Below are 26688 nucleotides of genomic sequence, written 5' to 3'. Positions count from 1 at the left end.
TGAAAAACTACCTGCGTTGGCAATACTGCGTTAAAAAAAGCCTCAAAATGCTCATTTACAGCATGTAAACTGCGCTTTTTCGGCTTTTTTTGCCTTGTCTTGCCTGCCTCGCCTACGTTTTTCAAGGGCCTGTTACACCGGATCGTTACGGCGCAGCAGTTCATCGGGCAGATGCTGAATGTATTCCTCCTCGGGGGGCGGCATCTGCAGGTGATAGCCCTGCTTGTCGAGATTCTCCAGCACGGTGGCGATGTCTTCCCGAGACAACTTCCGCTCCGGGCTGAGCACCAGGTCGAAGGCATGCGCAGGCGGGCCGAACACGGCGAGCAGCCCTTCGGGCACACGCTTCAGGGCATCGGCCTTGAGTACGTAGAGGTACATCTCGTTCTTGCGCGGACTCTTGTAGATGGAACAGATGCGTTTCACGCGGACTCTCCTTCAGCGGCCAGGCAGTCAAGCAGCGCCTGCCCCATCAACTCCCGGCGCCAGCCGCGCAGGGAGTCGGGCAATTGATAAGGACCATTGGGATAGCCGCTTTTCAGCAAGGCTTCCAGGGTTTTCTTACGCAGCATCAGCTCGGGCACGATATCCAGGCGCTCGCCCTCACGCTGGCCGACGGCGCGCAGCTTCTTCAACAGCGCAGAGGCTTCGATTGGCAGCGGTTCGGGCAAAGCTTCGGGCCATTGTTCGGGCGGCAGCGCCGCAGCCTCGCGAATCAGCTGCAGCAGCGTCTCCCCGTCCTGACGCACGGTTTTCGGGTGCATGTCCTCGATGCGCGCCAGCGCCACCAGGTTATCTGGCTGGGTACGGGCCAGCGGCCACAACGAATGCTCGCGCAGGATGCGATTGCGTGGCTGGTTGCGCGCGCGCGCCTCGCGCTCGCGCCAGGCGCACAGCGCGCGCAACACGGCCTGCTGCTGGCGCGAGAGTTTCCAGGCCAGCTTGGCATCGCGCCAGGCATCTTCCGGAACGACTTCACGACCAAGATTGGCGACCAGCTCGGCACCGTCCTCCAGAATCCACTCGACCTTCTGCGGCGCCAGGCGGGCCATCAGGGCGCGATACACCTCGACGAGATGCGAGACGTCCTCGGCGGCGTAACGCACCTGCAGTTCGGACAGTGGCCGCTGCAGCCAATCGGAGCGGGTTTCGCCCTTGGGCAGCTCGATATCGAGCAGCGCCTGCACCAGGCGCGAGTAGCCCATGGAGAAACCGAGATTGAGGTAACCAGCCGCTAATTGCGTGTCGAACAGCGGCGCCGGCAGGCTGCCGGTCAGGCGTAGAAAGACCTCCAGGTCCTCACTGCACGAATGCAGCACCTTGACCACACCCGGCGCTTCGAGCAGCGCGGCGAACGGCCGCCAGTCGCTGATGCGCAGCGGGTCGATCAGGTAGGCGCCGTCGCCACCGCTGACCTGCAGCAACCCGGCGATGGGATAGAAGGTGTCGACGCGCATGAACTCGGTGTCCAACGCGACGAAGGGCAGCGCCTGCCAGGCAGCGCAATGCTCGGCCAGGCTGGCGTCGTCGAGAATCCAGTGAATGTCGTTAGCCACGCGGCTCTCCCGTCTAGAATGCCGCGCAGTATATATGCCCAGGCCAGCGCACGGGGCGACAGCCTGCCGCCGATCACCGGAACTGTGTAATCTGTGGCGCGCACCACCTCCGACACGGAAGAACAACAATGCTGAAGAAACTGCTTGCCCTGATCGTCATGCTGCTGGCCGCAGCGGCCAGTTACCTGGCCCTGACCCCCAGCCCGATCGATCCACTGCCCTGGGACGCAGCGCCCGCCCCGGCGATGACGGGCGCACTGGAGCCCAACGACACCCTGATGAAAGCCGAGCTATTGGCGCGCGGCCAGGTGCATGGTCCGGAAGACACTGCCGTCGACAGCCAAGGCCGGGTATACGCCGGCCTGCATGACGGCCGCATCGTTCGCGTGCTGGCAGACGACAGCCTGGAAACCTTCGCTGACACCGGCGGCCGCCCACTGGGCATGAACTTCGACGCCAGTGGCAACCTGATCGTCGCCGATGCCTACAAGGGCCTGTTGAGCATCGACCCGCAGGGCGCGATCAAGGTGCTGACCACCGAGGCTGAAGGCCTGCGTTTCGCCTTCACCGACGACCTGGACATCGCCAGCGACGGCACCATCTACTTCAGCGACGCCTCATCGCGCTTCGAACAGCCGGACTACCTGCTCGACCTGCTCGAGGCCCGTCCTCACGGCCGCCTGCTCAGCTATGACCCGGCCAGTGGCGAAACCCGCGTATTGCTGAAAGACCTGTACTTCGCCAACGGCGTGGCGCTGTCGGCGAACGAGGACTTCGTGCTGGTCAACGAGACCTATCGCTACCGCATCACCCGTTACTGGCTCAAGGGCGACAAGGCCGGCCAGCACGACATCTTCATCGACAACCTGCCGGGCCTGCCGGATAACCTGCAGGGCGACCGCAACGGCACCTTCTGGGTAGCACTGCCGACCCCACGCAAGGCCGACGCCGACTTCCTCCATCGCCACCCCTGGCTCAAGGCGCAACTGGCCAAACTGCCGCGCGCGCTGTGGCCGAAAGCGATCCCGTACGGCTTCGCCATCGCCCTCAACGAGAACGGCGAGATCGTCCGTAGCCTGCATGACACCAGCGGTACGCACCTGCGCATGGTCACCTCGGTGAAGCCGGTGGGCGACTACCTGTACTTCGGCAGCCTGGATAACGATCGCATCGGCAAACTGCAGATTCACTGAGAGTCTGCCCACGATCTTTCGATGAGATTCCACCTGCGAATAACGGTAAAAAGGCGAGGCGGTCATTCGCGGTGGTGCGCCAAGTTGGTGGGCTGAAGCGGATCGCCGCCCGGCCCACCCTACGGTAGGGTGGGCTTCAGCCCACCAAATCGAAAGACTGCAGGCTCAGACCTTCTGGGCAATCCAGATGGTATGTCGCGTGCCCCTGTTGCCATGGGCATACACCTGCACCGCCTCGCCCTTGAAGCCCGCCTTGCGCACCTTCTCCGAAAATGCCCGGTCGGCGCTGGACGACCACACCGCCAGCATGCCCTTGGGCCTCAGCGCCTTGGCGCACTGACGCAGGCCATCCATGCTGTACAGCCAGTCATTACCCTTCTGGGTCAACCCTTCGGGGCCGTTGTCGACGTCCAGCATGATCGCGTCGTAGCACTGCTCGGCGGCCTGCAGCACCTTGGCGACGTCCTCCTGAATGATCACTGCACGCGGGTCATTCAACGGATAACCGGACTTCGCCCCGAGCGGGCCACGGTTCCACTCGACCACACCAGGCACCAGCTCGGCCACCGCCACCTCGGCATCCGCGCCCAGGTGTTGTAGCGCCGAGGCCAGGGTAAAGCCCATGCCCAGACCTCCGATCAGCACCCGCACCTGTGGACGACTGGCGATCTGCTTGCAGGGAATCGCGGCCAGGGCATCTTCCGAGCCGTGCATGCGTGTATTCATCAGCTGCCCGCCATCACCACCGGCGATCTTGATGACGAAGTCTTCCCCGTACTCAAACAGGTTCAGCGCACCATTCGTACCCGGGATCGGAGCGGTGTCGAGCAAGACAAAACGTTTCATGCAGAACCAAGACCTGTGTAGCGAGCGTGAGGGCAGGCAGCATGCCTGAATCGGCCGAGCAGCACAGCCCCGCCAGAAACGACGAGGCCCCGCGTTCTCACGCGGGGCCCCGAGTCTACTGCGATGAGCTCAGACCACGCCTTGCGCCAGCATCGCATCGGCCACTTTGACGAAGCCGGCGATATTGGCGCCCTTGACGTAGTTGATGCGACCGTTCTCTTCACCGTGATGGACGCAGGCATGGTGGATGTTCTGCATGATGCCGTGCAGACGCTCGTCCACCTCGCCAGCACTCCAGTGCAGGCGCATGGCGTTCTGGCTCATTTCCAGGCCACTGGTGGCCACACCACCGGCGTTGGACGCCTTGCCCGGCGCGTAGCAGATGCCGGCCTCGACGAACAGATCCACTGCCCCCAGGGTCGAGGGCATGTTGGCGCCTTCGGCCACGCAGATGCAGCCGTTGTTCAGCAGCGCGCAGGCATCCTCTCCGTCCAGCTCGTTCTGCGTCGCGCAGGGCAAGGCGATATCGCAGGCCAGGCCCCAGGGACGCTGACTGGTGAGAAACTGCAAACCGTAATGCTCAGCCATCTCGCGCAGGCGACCACGACGCACGTTCTTCAGCTCCATCAGGTACTGCCACTGTTCGTCGCTGAGGCCGCCCTCGGCGTACAGCGTGCCTTCGGAGTCGGACAGCGAGATCACCCGTCCGCCCAGCTCCATGACCTTCTGCGCCGCGTACTGGGCGACGTTGCCGGAGCCGGAAATGGCCACACGCTTGTCCTCGAAACCCTGGTCGATACGCTTGAGCATCTCCTGGGCGAAGTACACGCAGCCATAGCCGGTGGCTTCCGGACGGATCAGGCTGCCACCGTAGCTCAGGCCCTTGCCGGTCAGCACCGAGGTGAACTGGTTGGACAGACGTTTGTACTGGCCGAATAGATAACCGATCTCGCGGCCACCGACACCGATATCACCGGCCGGCACGTCCAGGTCGGCACCGATATGGCGGTACAACTCGGCCATGAACGACTGGCAGAAGCGCATCACCTCGCCTTCGCTCTTGCCCTTGGGGTCGAAGTCCGCACCGCCCTTGCCGCCGCCCATGGGCAGCGAGGTCAGCGAATTCTTGAACACCTGCTCGAAGGCGAGGAACTTGAGTACGCCCAGGTTCACCGAGGGGTGGAAGCGCAGACCGCCCTTGTACGGACCGATGGCGCTGCTCATCTGGATACGGTAGCCGCGGTTGACCTGCACCTGGCCACGGTCGTCGACCCAGGGCACGCGAAACAGGATGGCCCGTTCCGGCTCGACCATACGCTCGAGAATGCCGGCCTCGCGATAGCGCGGATTGGCTTCGAGGAAGGGCCACAGGCTGCGCACCACCTCTTCCACCGCCTGGTGGAATTCCGGTTGATCGGGATCGCGCTGTTTCAGGCGCGCCAGGAAAGAATCGACGGACAACGACATGCGGCACCTCGACACCACAAAGACAAAGTGGCCGGCACTCTAGCAGGCAGCAAGGCACCAAAACAGATCAAAATGTCGCCTTGATGAAACTTTTTAGTGCGCCATCCAGTGCGCCAAGATTGAAAAGCCTCTAAAGCAAAGTTTTCCCAATTTAATTACGCACCGAATAAGCGCAAAAAGCGCACAAATATCGACCACAGCTTGCACCACTGGCGTCACAGCTTTGCCGAATGAAGCTGAACAGGCTCGTTCTTCGTGGGGATCGGATAGCAGGCTAGGCGGTATGATGCCGCAAACCCTGCTATGACACAGGAGACACCATGCCACTCGCTCAACTGATCAGCACGGAACACCTTCAACAACGTCTGGGACAGCAAAACCTGCTGATCCTGGACTGCCGCTTCGCCCTCGAAGACCCGGCCTACGGCCGCCGCAGCTACCTTGATGGGCATATTCCGGGCGCCCACTTCCTCGACCTCGAACAGGATCTGTCCGCTCCGGTGGTCAAGGGCGTCACCGGCCGTCACCCACTCCCCGACCCGAGCGCACTGGTCGAGCGCCTGCGCAGCTGCGGCCTGCGGGCGGACAGCCAGGTAGTGCTGTATGACGATGGCCCCGGCGCCTTCGCCGCGCACGCCTGGTGGTTGCTGCTGTGGCTGGGCAAACGTGATGGCCTGTACCTGCTCGATGGCGGCCTGAAAGCCTGGCGTGAAGCCGGCCAGGAACTGACCACAGCGGCACCGAGCAACGTTCCCGGTGATTTTTCCGCGCAACCGGACAACAGCCTGCTGCTGACGGCCGATCAACTGGCCCAGCGTTTGGGCAACCCGGACCTGACCCTGCTCGATGCGCGGGCACTACCGCGCTTTCGAGGCGAGGTCGAGCCGCTCGACCCGGTCGCCGGACACATTCCCGGCGCGCAATGTGCCGTGTTCACCGACAACCTGGGTAACGATGGCCGCTTCCTTGCGCCGACCGCCTTGCGCGAGCGCTTCGACAAGCTGCGCGGAGAACGTACCTTGGAAAACCTGGTGGCCTATTGCGGCTCCGGCGTCACTGCCTGCCACAACCTGTTCGCCATGAGCCTCGCTGGTTACCCACTGGCACCACTCTATGCGGGGTCCTGGAGCGAATGGATCACCGATCCGACACGCCCGATAGTCACGGGCGATTGATCGAAGGTTTTAAGCACCAATCGAAATATGCCCAATAACTCAGATCCGAAATCAATTTAAAAACAGACCTTTACAGCTTAAATATCGCACTAGACTTGAGAATGAGCGGCTAACCCCGCTCCCGGTGGGGCCTTTATCGAAGAGCCACTAGAAAAGCTGCCACGCGCCCGGCCCCACCGGCACCCTCCGCGAGGATGCCATGGGAATTGCCGCCTGCGATCTCAGCCAGCATGTGATCCGCCCTACCCTTCTCTATCTCGAACGCCATAGCGCCACGGCCGAAGCGCTGCTGCTGGGAGCTGCGGCCTGTCAGTCAGCACTGGGCAGTGCGCTGGACACCCCGCAAGGTCACGGCCTGTATCGCATCAGTGAACAGCGCCACCAGATACTCTGGGACCAGCATCTGGCCTTCGACCCGGAGCTTGCCAGCCGTGTACGTGGCCTCGCCAGCCAGCACGCCTTTCTTGAAGCTCCACACGTGGAGCTGACGGTCAATCTGCGTTACGCCACGGCCATTGCCTGGCTGCTGGTCGAAAGCGAGAAACTCGAGATGCCAGCCGCCGATGATCTGCCGGCCTTGGGCCGAATCTGGTGCAAGGTTTTTCAGCCCCAGGCTCGTCAACATGACTTTCTCGATGCCTGGCAACGCTGCATCGAGCCCGTCAGCCAGGTGGCCTGACCGAATAGTCAGAAAGTCTAATTCAGAAAATCCGTACATTTTCAAACCAATTGTCCGACAATGCGCTCTATTTAGGGAACTTCAGCGTCTTGGCAGGGGTCAGGAAAAACTGTAGCGTGCGCCCCCCGCCTCACCACAGGAGCTTCCCCGTGAGCAAACGTCTTCTCAAGACCGGTCTTGCCGTCGCCATCACCGCCACCTCGAGCCATGGTTTCGCCAGCGGCTTCGCCCTCAACGAACAAAGCATTTCCGGCATGGGTACCTCCTTCGCCGGCCGCTCATCATCCGCCGATGACGCCAGCACCGTGTTCGGCAACCCGGCCGGCATGGCGCGCCTCAAGCGCGACGAAGTGTATGTAGGGGCGGCGGCGATTCACGCCAAGAGCGATATCAGCCACGCCAGCGCCAACGCAGGCCCCCTGGCGCTGTCGGGTAGCAACGACGGTGATATGGTGCCGACCACTGGCGTACCCATGGGTTATTACGTCAAACCGCTGGACGACAAGGTCGCCTTCGGTCTGGGCGTATACGTGCCCTTTGGCCTGATGACCGATTACGAGAGCAGCTTCCAGGGCCGCTACTACGCCGACAAGAGCTACGTGCGGGTGATCACCGTGCAGCCGACCTTGAGCTATCGCTTCAATGACAAGCTGTCGGTGGGTTTCGGCCCGACCTTCAACCACATCGAAGGCGAACTCACTTCCTCCGTGCTCAACCCGCTGAGCCCCGGTAGCAATGACGGCAAGGTGAAGGTCAAGGGTGACGACACCGCTGTCGGCTTCAACGTCGGTGTGCTCTACGAGTTCACCCCGAACACCCGCGCAGGCGTGACCTACCATTCGCGCGTGAAGTACGAACTGGAAGGCGATACTCGTGTTTCCGGTAGCGGCGCGCTGGCCGGCATCGCCGGCAAGTACGACGCCAATCTGGACCTGACCACGCCCGAGTCGGTGGACATGTCCATCACTCACGACCTGAGCGATGCGCTGACGCTGTATGTCGGCAGCACCTGGACGCGCTGGAGCCGCTTCAAGGAAATCCGCGTGGAGAACGATTCCGCGACGCTGCCGGCCAACCTTTCCACCATCGTCGAAGAGCAGAACTGGCACGACACCTGGGCCCATGCGGTCGGTCTGTCGTACAAGGTCAGCCCGCAGTGGACGCTGCGCACCGGTATCGCCATCGACCAATCGCCGACCAACAACGTCGACCGCTCGCCGCGCGTGCCCTCCGGTGACCGCACCATCTTGAGCGTCGGCGCCGGCTGGAGCCCCAATCAGGACATGACCATCGACGTGGCCTACTCCTACCTGCAGGAAGAGTCGGTGGACGTGAACCACGTCAGCGCTACCCGTGGCACCTACAGTGCGCGCTACAAGAACAGCGCTCATGGCCTGGGGGCTTCACTCAGCTATCGCTTCTAATCGAGGCGCGGCTTTGGCTAAACTTACGCGGCAGAACAACAATAAAAGCCGCGTGAGAACATCATGACTGCCCTCTGCACCACCCTGCCCGACAATCTTCGCCTGCTGCTGGTCGACGACCACCGCATCTTTCTCGACGGCCTCTCCCTGGCCTTGTCGCCACTGAGCCAGAACCTGCAGATCCACACCGCGCACAGCGCTGCAGAAGCGGAGCAGTGCTTGCGTCAGCATGACTACGACCTGATCCTGCTCGACCTGCGCCTGCCTGACGAGCCCGGCATCGAACTGTTGCAGCGCTGGCTGGCGCGCGGCGAGAGCACGCCGGTGGCGATTCTCAGCGCCAGTGATTCCGCGCTAGAGGCTCAGGCGGCGCTGGCCGCCGGCGCACTCGGTTTCATCCCCAAGAGCTCCGATGGTAACGCCCTGCGCCAGGCGGTGACCCGCGTCTTGCTGGGCGAAACCCTGCCGGCGCCAAGCAGCTCATCACCGCTGACACCCAGGCAGTTGGAAATTCTCCAATTATTGGCAGAAGGCCTGCCGAACAAAGCCATCAGCCGCGAGCTGGGTCTGGCCGAAGACACGGTGAAAACGCACCTCAAGGCGCTGTTCGAAACCTTCGCCGTGCATACCCGCACCGCCTGCGTCAGCGCCGCCCGTCAGCGCGGCTGGCTGTGATCAGGTGAGTGCCTGGCGTGCCTGCAACTGAGTGGCCAGCACCTGGCGCAAACGCGCCGGCAACAGGGGCTTGCCCAGGGGAATGACGTGCGCCGGCAGGCAGCGTTCATGCAGTTCCGGGCTCAGATCAGCAGTGATCAGCAACGCCGGCAACATCTGCCCTGCCGCCTCACGCAGTCGCTCGATGGCCTGCAGCCCGTCGCCCCGCTCGGCTAACCGATAGTCGCTGATCAGCAACTGCGGCGCCTCCTGGCGCAGAGCCTGCAGCGCACCGGCCAGATCGGCGCAGGCCTGCACCTCGCAACCCCAGCGACGCAACAAGCCGGCCAGGGCTTCGCGCCCAGTGGCGTCGTCTTCGAGCAACAGGATGCGCCCGCGCAATGCCAGCGCAGCATCAACGCGTGGCGCCGGCGCCGGTACCTCGGCCAACGGCAGGCGCAGGACGAAACGCGCACCGGCGTCAGGTCGGGAATGCAGCCGCAGGGGATGCTCCAGCACCTCAGCCAGCTGCCGCACGATGGCCAGGCCGAGACCGAGACCGCGCTCGGCATTGCGCCCAGGATTGTCCAACTGACGGAACTCCTCGAACACCAGCGCCTGTTCCGCCTCGCTGAGACCACGGCCATCGTCCGCCACCTCCAACACGATCTCGTCGCCGTCACGCCGCGCACTCAGCTTCAGGTGCTGCGCCTGTGCGTGCAGCAGCGCATTGTTGAGCAGATTGCGCAGCAGTCGCTCCAGCAACAGCGGATCGCTGTACACCCCGTAGTCGTCACAGTGCAGCTCAAGTTGCAGCCCTTGTTGCTGCGCCTCTGGAGCCACTTCGGCAATCAGCCGCTCAAGCAATGGGCGCAGGGCGAACACATGTGGCCTGGCCTGCACGCCACCGGGCAAGGTCAGGCGGGTGTAGTCGAGCAACGATTGCAGCAGACGCCCCAGCTGCTCTACCGAAGCGGCCAGACGCGCGCTGATGCGCCGGGTTTGCTGGTCACCGCCCTGTTCCACCAGGTGTTCGGCGTACAACCCCATGGCGTTGAGCGGCTGGCGCAGGTCGTGACTGGCAGCCGCCAGCAGACGCAACTTGCGCGCGTCATCGGCTTCGGCGCGCTGGCGCGCCAGGTCGAGCAGGCGCAGGTTCAGCCAGGCACCGCGCTGACCGTGCTCCTGCATATAAGCACCGACGCTGCCGATCAGGTTGGCACAGAACAGAAACAGGCCCTGGTAGGCCAGCTCACCGCCGGTTTCGCCGAACAGCACACCTACACCGATGAACAACAGGCAGAAGCTCCAGCTGCACAGACTGATCGCGCGGAACGATAGCCCAAGCAGGGCGTAGCCGAACAACAGGACGAGGAACAGGCCGTCGTAGGGCATCGCTACGCCCTGCTGCCAGCACAGGTGCACGATCAACGCGACGCTGACACCGTTGACCCAGTAGGCTCCGGCATAGACCAATGGCACCCTGGCAGACGGTGCCTCGATCCGACGACAGTAGAAAAAGGACAGCGCCAACACCGCCAGCGCGAGCAGGCGCAGCGGTAGCACCGAGAGACTGACCGTCAGCGGCATAAGCAGAAAATCCAGCAGCGCATAGATCAGCTGGAACAAGGCGGCCGTGGGGGCGATCAGGGGCAGACGCCGACGAATACGCTGCACCCGATGCTCGGCAAAACCCGCCTCCAGCTCGGCGACGAAACGCAGCAAGCGATAGCCTCGGCGCTGCTGGGCCAACAGCAGGCGCTCGCTCATGGGCGACATCCGTCAGGGGTCGAGCGGCTCCGGCTGCTTCGCGGCAATGGCGTCATAGGTTTCCACACGGTGTCGGTCTTCACTGCTGAACAGCCGCTCGCGCAGCTGGCGCTGCAGTTGCTCGCCATCCGCCTCGCTCAGCCCCCGACCTTGCAGGCTGGCCAACTCATTGCGATAGGCCTGGTAGTGCTGCTGCCAGTCGCGCTCGCGACGCTGCTCATCCAGCAGGCGCTGCACGGTGTCCGGATCATAGGTCATCGCCAGGAACTCGCGCACCTGTTGCTCGTCCGCACCATCACGCCAGAGTTGCTCGCTGCGCTGCAGTTGCTCCTGGGCCAGTTGCTGGCGCTGCTCACTTTCGCGCAGCGCATCGGGCAGACGCTCACGCAACTGTTCGAGCAGTTGCGTGCGCTGCGCCTCGCCGAGGTCATCACGCTGCTGCACTGCCAGGCTATCGAGGGTGTAACGGGCATAGGCCTGTTCGGCGCCGAACAGCGCTTCCTGCGCAGCTGCAGAGAAATGTGCGCGGCGCAGCTCGTCCAGGCGCGCGAAAGCCGACTGCAGAGCCTGTAGCTGCGCCTGCGGCTCGACCTGCTGCCTTGCATCCAGTGGTTGCTGCATCAGCGCCATGCTGGCGCGCTTGTAGTCAAGGTAATCACCGAGCAGGCTGATCATCTGCCCGAGTGCGGGCTCCGGCAGGCGCCGGCCGGCATCGGCCAGCAACGCCTCGATCACCGCATCGAGCCCGGAATGATCGACCGCGCTGAGGAAGTAATCGAAGTAATCGCGAACCGCCTGATCCAGCAGCAGATTGCCGGCCGCGTCGGTACGCAGCTGGCCATCCACCTCGGTACCAGCCAGGCTGGGCAAGGTCGCGGCTATTGGCGGTTGCGCCTCGGCGGGCGCCTTGGCGGGGGAAGTCGAAGCCTGCTCGATCGACGACTGCCGTGACGGCACGGCGACAGTGGCAGCAGGCTGAGCTTCAGGCACTGCTGCCGGCCAGCGCCAGTGCAGGGTAAGGCCACCAGCGACCACCACGGCAACCAGGGAAAGACTGAAGAATTTGGACATGCGACCTCACTGCGGCGAGTTGCCCCGCCGCGTTCACCGGGATCAGACGCCCTTGTTCTTCAGGCGGTTGGCGTGCTGGCGATACAGCGACACCGGCTCGGTCCAGCCACGAATGCCGAACAGGTGGTTGATCGCATCGACGTGGTTCATGTTGTAGCTGTCGTCGATCACCTGCCCCAGATAAGTGGAACATACGCCCACCAGACCGTCGTTCTTCTCGCTGCCAAACACCAGGCCGGTGAAGGCCAGGAATGGATCAGCCGCATCGAGCACGTTGGTATAGGCGGCATTACCGGTCCAGGAGTAGTAGCGGATGCTGTGACCGCGCACGTTGTGCACTTCGGTGGACTTGGCGCAGTAGCTGCTGGTGTTGACGCCCCACGGGTGGCGACTGTTCAGCGCACTGGTGCCCGCGGTGGTCAGGGTGCCTAGCGCGTTGATACCGTTTTGCGGGTTGCTTGAGCCAGACAGCAGATTGATCACCGCACCGAGGGCGTTGGCGATGGCATTGGCGCCGCCTTCGATACCGCTACCCGGTGGCAGCACGCCGCGCACCACATCGGCGACCTTGGAGCCCTTGTTGACGCCGTTGATCGAGGTCACCGAGGCCACCAGATCCGGCCGCAACGAAGCCGCAACGCGCGAGGTCGGCGAGCCCTGACTGTGGCCGATCAGGTTGACCTTGCCGCCTCCGCCTGCGGCCCAGGGCACGATCTGCCGGGCCAGCTCGGCGCCGCGCTGCTCGCTGTCATTGAAGGCAGCGACACTGGCGACGTGCACCAGGGCGCCATCGCGCTCTAGGTTCCAGGGAATGGTATGGAAGTAATTGACCAGCCCGCCGATGGTATTGAACCCGGTCACGCCGTGTACCAGCACGATCGGATACTTGGTCTTGGTGTAGTTGGCCTGGGCCTCGACGGCGCCAAGCAGAGCGAGTGTTGCCAGGGCAGCGGTATAGACGCGACGCATGGGTGCCTCCTTATTGTTCTTGTAGGGCACGCCGGGTGAACTGCGTCCGGCGCCTGGCCAGTCTAGGCAGGCAGACGGACAAGGCCCATCGCCCAGATGGGTGAAGGGCCGTGAAGCGGGACGGAATCAGGGTTGCGAGGCGATCGCCTTCTCTACGGCGGCAATCAGCTCGGGATCGTCAGGCTTGGTCAGGCTGGAGAAACTCGCCACCACCTTGCCCTGACGGTCGACCACGTACTTGAAGAAGTTCCAGCGCGGCTGCCGGCTCTGCTCGGCCAGGCCCTTGAACAACGGGATGGCATTGGCACCCGAAACCGGCTGCGGTTCGGTCATGGCGAAGGTCACGCCGTAGTTGACGTAGCAGACGGTGGCCGTTTCCTTGCTATCGGCGGATTCCTGGCGGAAGTCGTCGGACGGCACGCCCAATACCTCCAGTTCCTGATCCTTGTACCGCTGGTAAAGCGCTTCAAGCCCTTTGAATTGCGGGGTGAAGCCGCAAAAGCTGGCGGTATTGACCACCACCAGCGGCTTGCCCGCGTACTGACAGAGCTCGATGTTTTCACCTTTGGCGCGCAGCTTGGGCAGTTCGCCCTGGAGCATGGCCGGACACTCTGCGGCAAGCACCGGCAACGCCAGGCTGGAGAGCAAAAGTGAACAGGCAAGACGACGAATAGACATGGCAGTGACCTCGGGCAATGACGCGATTCCACCACGCTACTCGCAGGCCCAGACGCAAGCAACTCGGGTCTGTACGAAAAGTCGTCGAGCGAAGGTCAGGCGATACCGATGGCGGCCCCACAAAAACGGGTGAGGAACGGACTGGGCTCGCATTCGAGTTTACGAGTTGTAAATGAGCATTCGACCGGGCTGGCGTTCCAGCCCGTTTTTAACGCAGCATCAACGAGCGCAGGCACTTATCGTGCAGAACCTAGCAGATACCGATGCCCAACTGCAGCAAAGCCAACCCACCCTGGCGCCAGCCCCACCAGGCCAGCGCCAACAGTAGACCAAAGCCCAGCGTCAGGCCGGCGAACAGCAGTACCCTGTGGCTCACGCCGGCGCACCTTGCAGCCGCGCCACCGGCACCTCACGCACCGGCCAGTTCAGCGCGGCAGCCATCACACTCAGGCCGATGGAGATCTGCCAGACCAGGTCGTAGCTGCCAGTGGTGTCGTAGAGGTAGCCGCCCAGCCAGCCACCGAGGAAGGAACCGAGCTGGTGGAACAGGAAGACGATACCGCCGAGCATCGACAGGTTGCGCACGCCGAACAGGGTCGCCACGGTACCGTTGGTCAGCGGCACGGTCGACAGCCACAGCAGGCCCATGGCGATACCGAACAGGTAGGCACTCCACTGCGTCAGCGGTGCCACCAAAAACAGCGTGATCACCACACCGCGCAGCAGATACAGCGCACTGAGCAGGCGCGGCTTGGACATGCGTCCACCGAGCCAGCCGGCGATGTAGGTGCCAAATATATTGAACAGGCCGACCAGCGCCAGCACCGTGGTACCGGTCAACGCCGGCAGGTGGTGATCAACCAGATAGGCCGGCAGGTGCACGGCGACGAATACCACCTGAAAGCCACAGACGAAGAAACCCAGCGCCAGCAGCCAGAAACCGGAGTGGCTGGTGGCCTCGCGCAGCGCTTCGACCAGCGTCTGCTGCGGACCATTGGTCACTGGTGGCGGCGTCTCCTTGATCATCGCCGCCAGCGGAATCATCAACGCCACCAGCAGCCCCAGGGCCAGCAGTGCTGCCGACCAGCCGAGCCAGCTGATCAGGCCGAGCGTGCCCGGCAGCATGGCGAATTGACCGAAGGAGCCGGCCGCCGCAGCAATGCCCATGGCCATGCTGCGTTTTTCCACCGGCACGGCGCGACCGACCACGCCGAGAATCACCGAGAACGACGTGCCGGACAGACCGATGCCGATCAACAGGCCAGCGCTCAGCGACAACGACAGCGGCGAGTCGGCCATCCCCATGCACACCAGACCCAGCACGTAGAGCACGCCGCCGATGACGATGGCCTTGCGCGCGCCGAAACGGTCGGCCAGCGCACCGGTGATCGGCTGGGCCAGACCCCAGATCAGGTTCTGCAGGGCGATGGCGAAGGCGAATACCTCACGGCCCCAGCCAAATTCCGCACTCATCGGCGGCAGGAACAGGCCGAAGCCATGGCGCGTGCCAAGCGACAGCGCCAGGATCAGCGATGCGCCGAGCAGCAGCCAGGTGGTTGAACGCCATGCAGTTGTCATCAGTATCTCCAGCGGACGGTCGCCTGCGACCGTGTAGGCAGTGATGCGGCCATCAGGCCAGTTCTTCGAGCAGCCTCATCAGCTCGGCACGGCGATCTGCGCCTAACCGGGCATTGAGTTCACGCTGCACCTGTTCCCACAGCGGCAGCGCCTGTTCGATGCGTTGCAGGCCGGCTTCTGTGAGCCGTACCTCGCGAGCGCGCAAATCGCGCCCTTCTCCCAGTTGCACCAGCCCCTGATCCTCCAGCACCCGCAGGTTGCGCCCGAGCGTGCTGCGATCGAGCCCCATGGCGTCGGCGAGCAGGGAAATGCTCGGTTGACCGAGCCGCTGCACATGACGCAACAGGGAAAACTGCGCAGCACCGAGCCCGACGGCCGCGAGGGCATCGTCGTAACGGCGGGTGACACCGCGGCTGGCGCGGCGCAGTTGGGTACAGAGACAAGAGGTCGGCAACATGGATACAGGTATATACCCGCATCGGCGATTGGCACTCATACAGTTGCCCACCGCCTCGCCATAACAGTTGAGATCAGAGACTCAGGGCCAGCGTCAGGAGCACGGCGCACTCGGCCAGCTCGACCAGGGCACCGGCGGTATCTCCGGTGGTGCCGCCCAGGCGTAACAGCAACGCGCGACGCAGCCAGACGAACAGCAGCAATGCCGTGGCCAACGCCAGCAGCCCCGCCCAGCCGAACAGCAGCATGCCCAGTAGATGCACGCCCAGCACCCAATGCAGTTGCCCACGCGGCAGATGATCGACCAGGGCCTGACCCAGCCCACCGGCCCGCACGTAGGGCGTGGTTGCCAGCAGCAACGGCAACAGGCTGCGCCCCAGCCAGGGCAGCAGCAACAGGTAGATGCCCTGCCCGGCCTGCAGGAGCGTGAACAACCCAGCGAACTTGAGCAGTAACAGCAGCACCAGCACCACCACCGCAATGGGGCCGCTGCGCGGGTCCTTCATGATCGTCAGAGTGCGCTCGCGATCACCGAAACCGCCGACCCAGGCATCAGCGGTATCGGCCAGGCCGTCCAGATGCAGACCGCCGCTCAACCCCACCCACAACGCCAGAATGATCGCCGCCTGCAATAACGCCGGTGTCTGCCCCAACAGCAGATGAGCGCCCCACAGCAGCAGGCCGAGCAGCAGCCCCACTAGCGGGTACCAAAGCAGCGAGCGCCCCACCTGCTCGGGGGGGGGCATGCCCGGCAGACTGACCGGTAGACGAGTGAGGAACTGCAGGGCGATCAGCAACGCGATCATGGCAACTCCGCCAGTTGCTCATCGGCATCCAGGCGCAGACGAAAACGCTGGGCATAGCCGACGTTGACCTGCAGCAGATCCTGGCGTGGCAGGCCACGCGCGCGCGCCAGCAGCAGGCGCATCACGCCGCCGTGGGTGATCAGCAGCAGCCGCTCTCCCGCATGGCGCTGCTGCAAGCGCCGCAAGGCAGCCAGCACACGCGCTTCGAACTGCAGCAACGGCTCGCCATTAGGCGGTGTGAACGCATAGGGATCGGCCCAGAAGCGACCCAGCGCCTCAGCATCGCTGTCCATCAGCTGTGCAGCAGTGCGCCCTTCCCAATCACCGAAATGCAGCTCTTGCAGATCCGCCTCGTAGTGCAGCGGCAAGGCATTGGCCAGCGCGACTTCCTCGGCAAACCGCGCGCAACGCTGCAGTGGCGAGCTGATCAGGCGATCCCAGGGGCCGGCGTCCTGCACCGCTGCGCGCAGTTGCGCCCAACCCTGCTCGGTCAGCGCATCATCCAGGCTGCCACGCAGCCCACCGCCCAGCTCGGTTTCACCGTGACGCAGCAATTCCAGATGCAGCATCAGCTCGGCCTTTCGGCGACAGCCGCTTCGGCGAAGGTCGCCATCTGTCCGTGCAAGGCACAGGCCAGGCGCAGCAGCGGTACCGCCAACGCGGCGCCGCTGCCCTCACCCAGACGCAAACCCAGCTCCAATAGCGGCTCGGCCGCCAGCGCCTGCAGCACGCGCACATGACCGGGCTCGGCACCGTGATGGGCGAACAGCAGCCAGTCGCGGCAGCCAGGGTTCAGGCGCACGGCGAGCAATGCCGCAACGCTGCAGATAAAGCCATCGACCAATACCGCGATACCCCGCTGCGCGGCGGCCAGGTAGGCGCCGGTGAGCGCGGCGATCTCGAACCCGCCCAGGTGGATCAGCGCCTGCAATGGCCCGTCGATCTGCGCCCGGTGCAGGGCCAACGCGGCATCGATCACCCGCGCCTTGTGCGCCACACCCGCGCCATCCAGCCCGGTGCCGGGACCTGCCAGCTCGCTCGCCGGGCAACTCAGCAGCCAGCAGGCCAGCGCTGCCGCCGCGGTGGTGTTGCCGATGCCCATCTCGCCACCGACGAACAGGTCGCAACCGCTAGCACGCGCGCGTTGGATGCTGTCGCGGCCGGCCTCCAGGCAAATCATCGCCTGGGCCAAGGTCATGGCCGGATCACGGGCGAAATTCTGCGTACCAGCACCGACCTGCAGATGGCGCACGCCAGGCAGCGGCGGCAAGGGTTCAGCAGTACCCAGGTCGATCACCTCGAGCACCGCATCCAACTGACGCGCAAGCACACTGATCGCCGCACCGCCAGTGACGAAGTTGGCCAGCATCTGCCCCGTCACCGCCTGCGGGTAGGCGGAAATCCCTTCGGCCACCACGCCATGATCACCGGCAAAGATGGCGATCGACAGTTTGTCCAGGCTCGGCCGCTCGCGCCCCTGCAATGCGGCCAGATGGATCGCGAGACTCTCCAGCCGCCCCAGCGAACCCGCCGGCTTGGTCAATTGCTGCTGACGCGTCTCGGCCTTGACCCGCGCAACATGATCAAGCGGCTGACAAGGCCCTTGCCACCATTGCAGACTCATAACGCCTCCCCCTTCAACACCATGGGCAAACCGGCGACGGTGAACAGCACGCGCTGACTGCGCTCGGCCAGCGCCTGGTGCAGCCAGCCGGCCTCATCGACATAACGGCGGGTGAGCTCGCCCAGCGGCACCACACCCAGCCCGGTTTCGTTACTGACCAGCAGGGTTCGCCCGGGCAGCCCATCCACGCAGCCGAGCAGCGCATCGCGTTCGGCTGCCAGCCGAGCCGGATCGTCCTGCATCAGCAGGTTGGTCAGCCACAGGGTCAGGCAGTCCACCAGCAGGCAACGGCCGGGCGCGGCCTGTTCGCGCAGCACATGGGCCAGCGCCAGCGGCTCCTCGACCAGTGCCCAGTGCGCCGGGCGACGCGCGCGATGCTGAGCGACGCGCGCATTCATCTCGCCATCGAGCGGCTGGCTGGTGGCGATGTAAACAACTTCCAACCCGGACTCGTCGGCCAGCTTCTCCGCCAGCCGGCTCTTGCCGGAACGGGCACCGCCGAGGATCAATTCAAGCATGCTTCCATCCACATTCATTCAGCCCTGCGGAAGCGAGCTCTGCTCGCGAACCGTGCGGTACATAAAAACCTCGCGAGCAGAGCTCGCTCCTACAGGCCGCAAAGCGCTCTGAGTTTTTCGGTATCCAGATGCAGTTCCACCTGGTCCGCCAGGCGTTCGATATCGCGCTCGCGCAACGCCTGGTAGTCCACCGTCTGCACCTCCTGCAGCCCGGCCCAGCGCAACAGTGCGGCAAGCGCCGAGGGTTGCTCGAACAGGCCGTGCAGGTAGGTGCCGAGCACCTGACCATCGGCGCTGAGACCGCCATCGCTGCGACCGTCGTCAAGGTGCACGGCGCCGTTGAGGCCCGGACCACGACTGACGCCGGCATGAATCTCGTAGCCGCTGACATCAGCCTGTTCCAGGCACAGCCGGCCGCGGACGTTGCGCAGCTGCTTCTCTGGCTCAAGCAGCGTCTCGAAATCCAGCAGGCCGAGGCCCTCGCTGCTGCCGGCAGCGCTTTCCAGGCCGTGCGGGTCGTGAATCTGCCGGCCGAGCATCTGCAGGCCACCACAAATGCCCAGAACCTTGCCGCCGTAGCGCAGGTGGCGGGCGATGGCGGCGTCCCAGCCCTGCTCGCGCAGCCGTGCGAGATCGGCGCGCACACTCTTGGAGCCAGGCAGGATGATCAGGTCGCTCGGCGGTATCGCCTGGCCCGGCCCGACGAAGGTCAATTGCACCTGCGGGTGCAGCCTTAGCGGGTCGAAATCGGTGTGGTTGCTGATACGCGGCAACACCGGCACCACCACGCGCAGCGCCTGCGCGTCCTTGGCCTGCTGACGGGTATCGACGGCGTCCTCGGCTTCCAGGTGGAAATCCATCAGATACGGCAGTACGCCGAGCACGGGCTTGCCGGTGCGCTGCTGCAACCAGTCCAGCCCCGGCTTGAGCAACGCGATATCACCGCGAAAGCGATTGATCACGAAACCGCGGATGCGCGCCTGTTCGCTCGGGCTGAGCAGCTCCAGGGTACCGACCAGATGGGCGAACACGCCGCCCTTGTCGATGTCGGCAATCAGAATTACCGGGCAATCCACCGCCTCGGCAAAGCCCATGTTGGCGATGTCGCCGGCGCGCAGGTTGATCTCGGCCGGCGAGCCTGCGCCCTCGACCAGCACCAGTTGATGACGCGCGAGCAAGCGGGCGTGTGACTCCAGCACAGCCGCCATGGCCACCGGCTTGTAGCCGTGATAGGTCAGCGCCTGCATGTTGCCGATGGCACGGCCGTGAATGATCACCTGGGCGCCCATGTCGCTGTTGGGCTTGAGCAGCACCGGGTTCATGTCGGTATGCGGCGCCAGGCCGGCCGCTTGCGCCTGTACCGCCTGCGCCCGGCCGATCTCACCGCCGTCAGAGGTCACGGCGGAATTGAGCGCCATGTTCTGCGGCTTGAAAGGCGCCACGGACACGCCCTGGCGCCGTACCCAGCGACACAGCGCCGTCACCAGTGTGCTCTTGCCGGCATCGGAAGTGGTGCCCTGCACCATCAGGGTGGCCATCAGGGCGTTTCCTCGAGACTGGCCAATATCGGCGCGCATTCCAACAGACCCTGCTCCAGCCGCAGCCAGCCTGCCTCGTCCGCCGGCAGGCCGAAGCGCAGGCTGTCCAGCTCGGCGAACAGGCGCACCAGGATGCCCCGCCGCGCCAGCAGCTCGACGCAGGGCACGGCGCGACGGGTGCAGCAGAACTGGAACAGCGACGAGCCACCGGTCGACGGCAAGCCACAGTCACGCAGCAGCGCCTTGAGGCGCTCGCCGTCAGCCAGCAGGCGCTCACGCTGGCGGCGCTGCCCCTCGCCATCGACCAGCAGGCTGCGCGCCACGCTGCGCGCCGGGCCACTGACGGCCCAGGGCCCGAGCAGCGTTTCCAGCTCATCCAGCAGCGTCTGGGCGGCCAGGACGAAGCCCAGACGCAAACCGGCCAGACCGAAGAACTTGCCGAACGAGCGCAGCACGATCAGCCCCGGCATGTCGCTGTAGGCGGCCAGGCTGTGCTCCGGCGTGCAATCGATGAAGGCTTCGTCGACCACCAGCCAGCCGCCGCGCTCGGCCAGTTCATCGTGCCAGTCGAGCAGGCGCGCCGGCTCGATCAGGCGGCCGGTCGGATTGTTGGGGTTGACCACCAGCAGTACATCCACTTGCGGCAGCGCGCGATGCACCGAGCCCTCGCTCAGCTTGATCACCCGATGCCCCTCGCGTCGCCAGGCGGCGGCGTGCTCGGCATAGGTCGGTGCGAGGATACCCACGCTGCTGTTCGCGCGCAGACGTGGCAGGGCCTGGATCGCCGCCTGCGAGCCGGCTACCGGCAGCAGGCTGACGGCGCCGTAATAATCGCGCGCCGCCTGCTCCAGGCCGTCGTCCGCTTCAGGCAGGCGCGCCCAGGCAGAGCCCGGTACCGCCGGTAGGTCCCAACCGTAGGGTGCGACCCCGGTGGACAGATCCAGCCAGTCCTCCAGCGGGATGCCATAGCGCTGCGCCGCTGCGCGCAGACGACCTCCATGTTCAAGCACCCAGCACCTCCCAGACGATCAGGCATAACAGCCACAAGCCAACCCCGGCGATAACCCTGTTCATCGCCCGTTCGATATCCCGCGCCCGCGGCGGTGGACCTTCGCCCAGTTGTGGGCGTTCATGCACCTCGCCGTGATACTCGGCCGCACCGCCCAGACTAACGGCCAGGCTTCCGGCACCAGCAGCCATCACTGGGCCAGCATTGGGACTGTCCCACAAGGGCGCCTGCCGGCGCCAGCAGCGCAGGGCCAGGGCAGTACGCCCAAGCAGCGCATAGGTCAGCGCCACCAGGCGCGCCGGGATGTAATTGAGCACGTCATCGATCTTCGCCGCGGCCCAGCCAAAACGCTCGAAGCGTTCGTTGCGATAGCCCCACATGGCATCGAGCGTGTTGCTCAGGCGGTACAGGACGACGCCCGGCGCGCCAGCGACGATGAACCAGAACAAGGCGGCGAACACGGCGTCGGAGCCGTTCTCCAGCACCGATTCGGTGCCGGCACGGGCCACCCCGGTTGCGTCCAGCTCGGCGGTATTGCGGCTGACCATCCAGCCGACGCGCTCGCGCGCCAGGGCCAGGTCACCCAGACGCAGCGCGCGGGCCACCGGCTGCGCGTGCTCGTACAGGCTGCGCAGGCCGAGGGCGAAGTACAGGGCGAAGATCTCCACCGCCCAGCCAAGCGAGGTCAGGTGCACCAACAGCCAGGTAAGCAGGGTCAACGGCAGCACCGCCAGGCACCAGGCCGTTACGCCATGGCTGCGCCAGCCGCCACCGGCCGGGTTGAAGCGCTGCTCCAGGCGCCCCGCCAGGCGGCCGAAGGCCACCAGCGGATGCGCGCGCCTGGGCTCGCCCAGCACGGCATCCAACGCCACGCCGGCACAGGTAATCAGCGCCAGGCTCATCGTTCACTCACCAGAGGATCCCCATCGATTCTCGAACAACAATTCCGATAACGGTCGGGGCGTGGCCCAACCCTCCTCCACCAGCATCGGCTTTTCGTAAAAGGCCTGAACCGGCCCCAGGCACAGCAGCGCTACCGGCTTGCTACCCGCCGGCATGCCCAACAACGCAGCCAGCGCCTCGGGGTCGAACAACGATACCCAACCGAGCCCGAGCCCTTCGGCACGCGCAGCCAGCCACAGATTCTGAATGGCGCAGGCCACCGAGGCCATATCCATTTCCGGCAGGGTGCGTCGTCCAAAGACATGTGCGTCGCGTCCCTCCATCAGCGCCACCGCCAGTAGCTCGGCGCAGTCGCGAATACCTTCGACCTTCAGCCGCATGAACTCGTCACTGCGCTCGCCGAGGGCCTCGGCAGTGCGCACCCGCTCGGCCTCTACCAGCTCATGAATGGACTCACGCAGTTGCGGGTCACTGACGCGCACAAAGCGCCAAGGCTGCATCAGGCCAACGCTCGGCGCGTGGTGCGCCGCTTCGAGCAGCCGCGCCAGGATCTCCGCTGGCACCTCGCCGCCGCTGAAATGACGCATATCGCGGCGCTCGGCGATGGCGCGATACACCGCCGCACGCTCCTCATGGCTGAAGGCATGCTCGCTCATGGGCGTAACAGCGCGGCGGCCGCCTCCGGGTTGGACGGCAGGTAGAAGTGGATATAGCTGGCGGTGAGTCGCCCCAGGCGATAAACCGCCTCAGCCACCGGCTTGCCGTTCGGGCAGCGACCGAGTGCCAGAGGCTGCAAGGGACTTTCCAGCCGCGAGTGATGGTAACTGTGGCCACGTAGCTCGCCTTCGGGCAGCGTCACCTGCTGCAACGCCAGGGCGGTCAGCCGTGGCTGCAAGGCGGCGCTGCCCGCCAGCAGGCCGAGCATGCGCCCGCTGGCGCCTTGTTTGTCGCGCAGCTCATCGAGCAAATAGAGCATGCCGCCACATTCGGCGAGCAGCGGCTTGCCGGCCTGGTGATGGGCGCGGATCGCCGCGGCCATGGCCTGATTGCCTTCCAGCTCGGCCAGGTACAGCTCCGGATACCCGCCCGGCAGATAAAGGCTGTCCACCTGCGGCAGCTCGTGATCGGCCAAAGGTGAGAAGTAATGCAGCTCAGCGCCGAGCGCCTGCAACAGGTCGAGGTTGGCCTGATAGAGAAAGGCGAACGCCGCATCGCGCGCAATGCCGATGCGTACGCCAGCCAACAGAGGCGCCAGTTCATCGAACTGCGGCGCGGCGAAGCTCACCGCAGGCGGCAGATCGACGTTGGCACTGGCCGCCAGGGCATCGGCCGCGGCGTCCAGACGTGCGTCCAGATCGGCCAACTCGCCCGCCTGCACCAGCCCCAGATGGCGGCTGGGCAGCTCCACTGCGGCACTGCGCGGCAAGGCGCCAAACCAGCGAATGCTCGCTGGCAGCGCATCACGCAGGATATCGCCGTGGCGCGTGCTGGCAACTCGGTTACCGAGCACCCCGGCAAAGGGCAAGTCCGGCTGGAAAGTGGCAAGCCCGTGGGCCAGGGCGCCGAAGGTCTGCGCCATGGCCGCACCGTCGATCACACCCAGCACCGGCACGCCAAAGTGGCGCGCCAGGTCGGCCGCCGACGGCTTGCCGTCGAACAGGCCCATCACCCCTTCGATCAGGATCAGGTCCGCCTCGCCGGCGGCCTGCCATAGCAGGCGAAGGCTCTCTGCTTCGCCGACCATGGCCAGATCGAGCTGGTACACCGGCGCGCCACTGGCGCGGGCATGGATCATCGGGTCGAGGAAGTCCGGGCCGCACTTGAACACCCGCACCCGCCGCCCCTGACGTGTATGCAGGCGCGCCAGCGCGGCAGTGACAGTGGTCTTGCCCTGGCCGGACGCCGGCGCAGCGATCAGCAGCGCCGGACAGTGACGTGCGCCCATCAGAATTCGATGCCCTTCTGTGCTTTTACTCCAGACTTGAACGCATGCTTGACCAGGCTCATTTCGGTGACGGTGTCAGCCGCCTCGAGCATGCCTGGCAACGCGCCACGGCCGGTCACCACCACGTGCTGCAACAGCGGGCGCGCTTCGATATCAGCCAGCACCGTGTCCAGTTCGAGGTAGCCATGCTTGAGGGCGATGTTCAACTCATCCAGCACCACCAGGCCGACCGACTCATCGCTGAGCAGATGCCGGGCCACGGCCCAGGCTTGCTGCGCCTTGGCGATATCGCGCTGGCGATCCTGGGTTTCCCAGGTGAAGCCTTCGCCCATCACGTGATAGCTGACTTCCTCGGGGAAACGGCGGAAGAAGGTTTCTTCACCGGTGCTGGCCGCCCCCTTGATGAACTGCACCACGCCGACCTTGATGCCATGGCCAAGGGCGCGCGCGACCATGCCGAAGGCGCTGCTGCTCTTGCCCTTGCCATTGCCGCTGTGCACCAGTAGCAGGCCGTATTCGTCCTGGGCCTGGGCGATCTTTTCGTCGATCAGGGCTTTCTTGCGTTGCATGCGCGCCTTGTGGCGGGCGTCGCGTTCGGCGGTCTCACTCATGCTGTGCTCCTGCACGTCAGGCACCCGCGCCGCCTGTTCCTCGAACAGTACGAACGGCAATGAGGAAGAAGATCGCGATGATCCGCACGCACTCATCCAGGCACCAATGGCTGGTCAGGCGAGCGGAAGACGAAACAACACGAACGCACCCGGTAGAACCGGAGCGTTGGCCGGACAGCGCCCTCCGCGATGCCGTGAAACTGCGACAGGCCGGTCTCCGGGCTTGTGAGCGAACCATGGGTTCTGCGCCGCGCCTTCCCGTGCATAGCACAGTGGCTTTGCAGACTGCGTGAAAACTACTGCGCTCGGCCATGCGGCGTTAAAAACAGTCTCAAAATGCTCATTTACAGCTCGTAAACTCCGCTTTTTCGCCTGTTTTTGCCTTGCCTGACCTTCGCTCGCTACGTTTTCACACGGTCTGCTTAAGCAGCGTTTGACTCACCTACCGTTGCGGGGGCAGCGCCGGCATTGGAACCGGCTTCCCTGTTTCACCCCTTGGCCGCCATTCACGGCAACGCGGGGCACCTGAAGCAAGGCGCGCAGGGTAGAGGCTGGCAGCCCTGCCCGTCAACGCCACTCAGTGCCTGGGCATGAACCCGGGCGGCTTGCTCGCCAACCAGTCGACGAACGTTCGCAAACGCTCGTCGCTCAGCAGTGCCTCGCGGCTGTTGTAGGTCAGCGCCAGCTCCTTTTCACTGAAAAGCCGATGAATCTGGTTATGGCAGGCGCGGCAGACCCACAGCGTGGCGGTGATACGTTCATGACGGGGGTAGCGCTTCTGCACATAAGCCTTGTCGTGCAGCGCCTTGGGAATCAGGTGATGACGGGTCAATGCGACGGGGCGCGCGCACAGTTCGCAGACCTCAGGCTGAGGCGGCAGGCGAATGGGATCGACCATGGACAGTAATTCAGGGATTACGCGCGAGCTCTGGGGTGATGACCCGCTTGGCATCGAGATAGACGCCCTGCCAGTAACCGCTGGTGAGGCTGTCCAGGCGCACGGTACCGCCGGTGGAGGGGGCATGAACGAAGCGGCCGTCACCGACATAGATCCCGGCATGACTGACGGCGCGACCACCATTGGTGGCAAAGAACACCAAGTCACCACTTTTCAAGGCGTCGCGGCGGACATCAGGGGTGCGCATGGCACTCAGCTCACGCGTCGAACGCGGCAGACTGATACCGGCAGCATCACGATAAACGTAGCCGATCAGGCCACTGCAGTCGAAACCACCTTCCGGGGTATTGCCACCATAGCGATACGGCGTACCGACCAGACCGAGGGCACGGAACAGCACGTCTTCAGCGCCGCCCTGATAAGACGACGAAGAGACTGGAGGGGTGTAACTGGGCTGGGGAGAGGGAGCGCGACTGCTGCAGGCACTCAGCAGCAGAACGAGAGCGATGAGGGCAACACGGGTCGTGACGGGCATAAGCGAGGCGATCCTGAGCCTGAATGCGCTCTACTCTGCCCGAGACAAGACGAACGGCGCAACCCTGGGGTTACGCCGTGATACATCAGTTGTTGCGCTTGGCGGCGACCTGCTCTTCCACCGGAGCCAGCGCGAGGACGCGCTTGGCCTGCAGATAACTACGGTTCCAGTAGCTGTCGTCGAGGCTGTCGATACGCACACCACCGCTGCGGCTGCTGCTGGAGTGGATGAACTGGTCATCACCCAGATAGATGCCGGCATGACTGACGCGACCACGACCACGATCATTGAACAGGATCAGATCACCCGGCTCCAGATCGGCGCGCGCCACCTTCGGCGCATCGAGGTTGATCAGCTCACGCGTGGAACGTGGTAGTTCCAGGCCGACTTCCTCGCGGAACAAGTAGCCGACAAAACCGCTGCAATCGAAACCGGATTGCACCGAGGTGCCACCGTAGCGATAGCGCGTGCCGATCAGCGAACGCCCGAGATCGAGCAGGCTGTCTGCCAGCTGCGGCATTTCATAGGGTTTGTCGTCGATCAGCGCGGTGATTTCATCGTCGGCAGGCTCAACCTGCTGAGAGAGCGGGCGAGCAACTGGCTCGGCCGTAGCGTCGTCTGTCTGCGGTTGCGGCGAGTGGCCGGCGCAGGCAGCGAGCAAGACTGTGAGTGCAAGAGGCACGAGGGGTGCGAAGCGTTTTAGCATGGGCACGACCGTGTCGGTTGAATTTACAAGTCGGCGACTATGCCTTCTACAAGGCCCATTTGCAAATTCTATCGTTAGA

General features: G+C 64.4%; 29 protein-coding genes and 1 riboswitch. Of the genes, 5 read left to right on the top strand and 24 right to left on the bottom strand.

What is annotated here, in order from left to right:
- Window positions 1-132 precede the first annotated feature (132 nt).
- Window positions 133-426, bottom strand: a complete 294-nt coding sequence (locus BLS08_RS11595; protein ID WP_003461676.1) for a YcgL domain-containing protein — start codon at window positions 424-426, stop codon at window positions 133-135.
- Entirely contained in the window at window positions 423-1556 is a 1134-nt protein-coding gene (gene rnd, locus BLS08_RS11590) for a ribonuclease D (RefSeq protein WP_017677446.1), read from the bottom strand. The genes BLS08_RS11595 and rnd overlap by 4 nt, the downstream gene beginning before the upstream one ends.
- Before the next feature lie 131 nt (window positions 1557-1687).
- Between rnd and BLS08_RS11585 the strand changes: the two genes are divergently transcribed.
- The gene (locus BLS08_RS11585) at window positions 1688-2749 is read left to right on the top strand and encodes an SMP-30/gluconolactonase/LRE family protein (protein WP_026088609.1); all 1062 of its coding nucleotides are present in this window, start codon (window positions 1688-1690) and stop codon (window positions 2747-2749) included.
- Between the two features lie 165 nt (window positions 2750-2914).
- Here BLS08_RS11585 and BLS08_RS11580 read toward each other — a convergent pair whose 3' ends face one another.
- Both BLS08_RS11580 and gdhA read right to left on the bottom strand, forming a co-directional pair.
- A complete protein-coding gene (locus BLS08_RS11580; RefSeq protein ID WP_026088610.1) occupies window positions 2915-3595 on the bottom strand; it encodes a spermidine synthase in 681 nt (226 codons plus the stop codon).
- 129 nt (window positions 3596-3724) lie between these two features.
- On the bottom strand, window positions 3725-5062 hold the full coding sequence (gdhA, locus tag BLS08_RS11575) for an NADP-specific glutamate dehydrogenase (RefSeq protein WP_090336712.1): 1338 nt from the start codon (window positions 5060-5062) through the stop codon (window positions 3725-3727).
- A 320-nt stretch (window positions 5063-5382) separates the two neighbouring features.
- Between gdhA and BLS08_RS11570 the strand changes: the two genes are divergently transcribed.
- The 4 genes from BLS08_RS11570 (at window position 5383) to BLS08_RS11555 (ending at window position 9015) form a co-directional block, all read left to right on the top strand.
- Complete coding sequence (locus BLS08_RS11570) at window positions 5383-6237, top strand: sulfurtransferase (protein WP_017677450.1); 855 nt, start codon at window positions 5383-5385, stop codon at window positions 6235-6237.
- A gap of 199 nt (window positions 6238-6436) precedes the next feature.
- Window positions 6437-6916 (top strand): hypothetical protein, encoded by a 480-nt coding sequence (locus BLS08_RS11565; RefSeq protein ID WP_017677451.1) that lies wholly within the window; start codon window positions 6437-6439, stop codon window positions 6914-6916.
- A 149-nt stretch (window positions 6917-7065) separates the two neighbouring features.
- On the top strand, window positions 7066-8340 hold the full coding sequence (locus BLS08_RS11560) for an OmpP1/FadL family transporter (RefSeq protein WP_017677452.1): 1275 nt from the start codon (window positions 7066-7068) through the stop codon (window positions 8338-8340).
- 63 nt (window positions 8341-8403) lie between these two features.
- Entirely contained in the window at window positions 8404-9015 is a 612-nt protein-coding gene (locus BLS08_RS11555; RefSeq protein ID WP_017677453.1) for a response regulator transcription factor, read from the top strand.
- Here the strand turns inward: BLS08_RS11555 and BLS08_RS11550 are convergent, their stop codons facing one another.
- The 20 genes from BLS08_RS11550 to BLS08_RS11460 form a co-directional block, all read right to left on the bottom strand.
- Entirely contained in the window at window positions 9016-10764 is a 1749-nt protein-coding gene (locus BLS08_RS11550) for a hybrid sensor histidine kinase/response regulator (RefSeq protein ID WP_026088611.1), read from the bottom strand.
- A 12-nt stretch (window positions 10765-10776) separates the two neighbouring features.
- Entirely contained in the window at window positions 10777-11835 is a 1059-nt protein-coding gene (locus tag BLS08_RS11545) for a lipase secretion chaperone (RefSeq protein WP_017677454.1), read from the bottom strand.
- A 42-nt stretch (window positions 11836-11877) separates the two neighbouring features.
- Window positions 11878-12804 (bottom strand): esterase/lipase family protein, encoded by a 927-nt coding sequence (locus BLS08_RS11540; RefSeq protein WP_017677455.1) that lies wholly within the window; start codon window positions 12802-12804, stop codon window positions 11878-11880.
- Window positions 12805-12930: 126 nt separating this feature from the next.
- The gene (locus BLS08_RS11535; protein WP_026088612.1) at window positions 12931-13482 is read right to left on the bottom strand and encodes a glutathione peroxidase; all 552 of its coding nucleotides are present in this window, start codon (window positions 13480-13482) and stop codon (window positions 12931-12933) included.
- 250 nt (window positions 13483-13732) lie between these two features.
- On the bottom strand, window positions 13733-13858 hold the full coding sequence (locus BLS08_RS26710; RefSeq protein ID WP_017677457.1) for a hypothetical protein: 126 nt from the start codon (window positions 13856-13858) through the stop codon (window positions 13733-13735).
- Window positions 13855-15060, bottom strand: coding sequence for an MFS transporter (locus BLS08_RS11530; protein WP_017677458.1), 1206 nt, complete (start codon window positions 15058-15060; stop codon window positions 13855-13857). The genes BLS08_RS26710 and BLS08_RS11530 overlap by 4 nt, the downstream gene beginning before the upstream one ends.
- A 52-nt stretch (window positions 15061-15112) precedes the next feature.
- Window positions 15113-15517: a MarR family winged helix-turn-helix transcriptional regulator gene (locus BLS08_RS11525; protein WP_017677459.1), complete on the bottom strand. Its 405-nt coding sequence runs from the start codon at window positions 15515-15517 to the stop codon at window positions 15113-15115.
- 73 nt (window positions 15518-15590) lie between these two features.
- On the bottom strand, window positions 15591-16322 hold the full coding sequence (locus tag BLS08_RS11520; protein ID WP_017677460.1) for an adenosylcobinamide-GDP ribazoletransferase: 732 nt from the start codon (window positions 16320-16322) through the stop codon (window positions 15591-15593).
- Window positions 16319-16891, bottom strand: a complete 573-nt coding sequence (gene cobC, locus BLS08_RS11515; RefSeq protein ID WP_017677461.1) for an alpha-ribazole phosphatase family protein — start codon at window positions 16889-16891, stop codon at window positions 16319-16321. Before cobC ends, BLS08_RS11520 begins: the two co-directional genes overlap by 4 nt.
- Window positions 16891-17946, bottom strand: a complete 1056-nt coding sequence (gene cobT, locus BLS08_RS11510; RefSeq protein ID WP_021490058.1) for a nicotinate-nucleotide--dimethylbenzimidazole phosphoribosyltransferase — start codon at window positions 17944-17946, stop codon at window positions 16891-16893. Before cobT ends, cobC begins: the two co-directional genes overlap by 1 nt.
- Window positions 17943-18464 (bottom strand): bifunctional adenosylcobinamide kinase/adenosylcobinamide-phosphate guanylyltransferase, encoded by a 522-nt coding sequence (gene cobU / locus BLS08_RS11505; RefSeq protein WP_017677463.1) that lies wholly within the window; start codon window positions 18462-18464, stop codon window positions 17943-17945. The genes cobT and cobU overlap by 4 nt, the downstream gene beginning before the upstream one ends.
- An 89-nt stretch (window positions 18465-18553) precedes the next feature.
- Window positions 18554-20002 carry a cobyric acid synthase gene (locus BLS08_RS11500; RefSeq protein WP_017677464.1) on the bottom strand — a complete coding sequence of 483 codons (1449 nt, stop codon included), beginning with the start codon at window positions 20000-20002 and terminating at the stop codon, window positions 18554-18556.
- Window positions 20002-21012 carry a threonine-phosphate decarboxylase CobD gene (gene cobD / locus BLS08_RS11495; RefSeq protein WP_017677465.1) on the bottom strand — a complete coding sequence of 337 codons (1011 nt, stop codon included), beginning with the start codon at window positions 21010-21012 and terminating at the stop codon, window positions 20002-20004. The genes BLS08_RS11500 and cobD overlap by 1 nt, the downstream gene beginning before the upstream one ends.
- Window positions 21005-21913 (bottom strand): adenosylcobinamide-phosphate synthase CbiB, encoded by a 909-nt coding sequence (cbiB, locus tag BLS08_RS11490; RefSeq protein WP_017677466.1) that lies wholly within the window; start codon window positions 21911-21913, stop codon window positions 21005-21007. Before cbiB ends, cobD begins: the two co-directional genes overlap by 8 nt.
- A 3-nt stretch (window positions 21914-21916) precedes the next feature.
- Window positions 21917-22570, bottom strand: coding sequence for a 5,6-dimethylbenzimidazole synthase (gene bluB / locus BLS08_RS11485; protein WP_017677467.1), 654 nt, complete (start codon window positions 22568-22570; stop codon window positions 21917-21919).
- The gene (locus BLS08_RS11480; RefSeq protein WP_017677468.1) at window positions 22567-23859 is read right to left on the bottom strand and encodes a cobyrinic acid a,c-diamide synthase CobB; all 1293 of its coding nucleotides are present in this window, start codon (window positions 23857-23859) and stop codon (window positions 22567-22569) included. The genes bluB and BLS08_RS11480 overlap by 4 nt, the downstream gene beginning before the upstream one ends.
- Window positions 23859-24470: a cob(I)yrinic acid a,c-diamide adenosyltransferase gene (gene cobO / locus BLS08_RS11475; RefSeq protein ID WP_026088614.1), complete on the bottom strand. Its 612-nt coding sequence runs from the start codon at window positions 24468-24470 to the stop codon at window positions 23859-23861. The genes BLS08_RS11480 and cobO overlap by 1 nt, the downstream gene beginning before the upstream one ends.
- A 191-nt stretch (window positions 24471-24661) precedes the next feature.
- A riboswitch (cobalamin riboswitch) is annotated at window positions 24662-25014 on the bottom strand.
- Between the two features lie 33 nt (window positions 25015-25047).
- Window positions 25048-25368, bottom strand: a complete 321-nt coding sequence (locus tag BLS08_RS11470; protein WP_017677470.1) for a hypothetical protein — start codon at window positions 25366-25368, stop codon at window positions 25048-25050.
- Between the two features lie 10 nt (window positions 25369-25378).
- Window positions 25379-25903, bottom strand: coding sequence for a C40 family peptidase (locus BLS08_RS11465; RefSeq protein WP_026088615.1), 525 nt, complete (start codon window positions 25901-25903; stop codon window positions 25379-25381).
- A gap of 85 nt (window positions 25904-25988) precedes the next feature.
- Entirely contained in the window at window positions 25989-26609 is a 621-nt protein-coding gene (locus BLS08_RS11460) for a C40 family peptidase (protein ID WP_026088616.1), read from the bottom strand.
- Window positions 26610-26688 lie beyond the last annotated feature (79 nt).

This window comes from Ectopseudomonas chengduensis (assembly GCF_900102635.1).
Classification (GTDB): domain Bacteria; phylum Pseudomonadota; class Gammaproteobacteria; order Pseudomonadales; family Pseudomonadaceae; genus Aquipseudomonas; species Aquipseudomonas chengduensis.
This window is presented reverse-complemented; position numbering and strand designations above follow the sequence as displayed.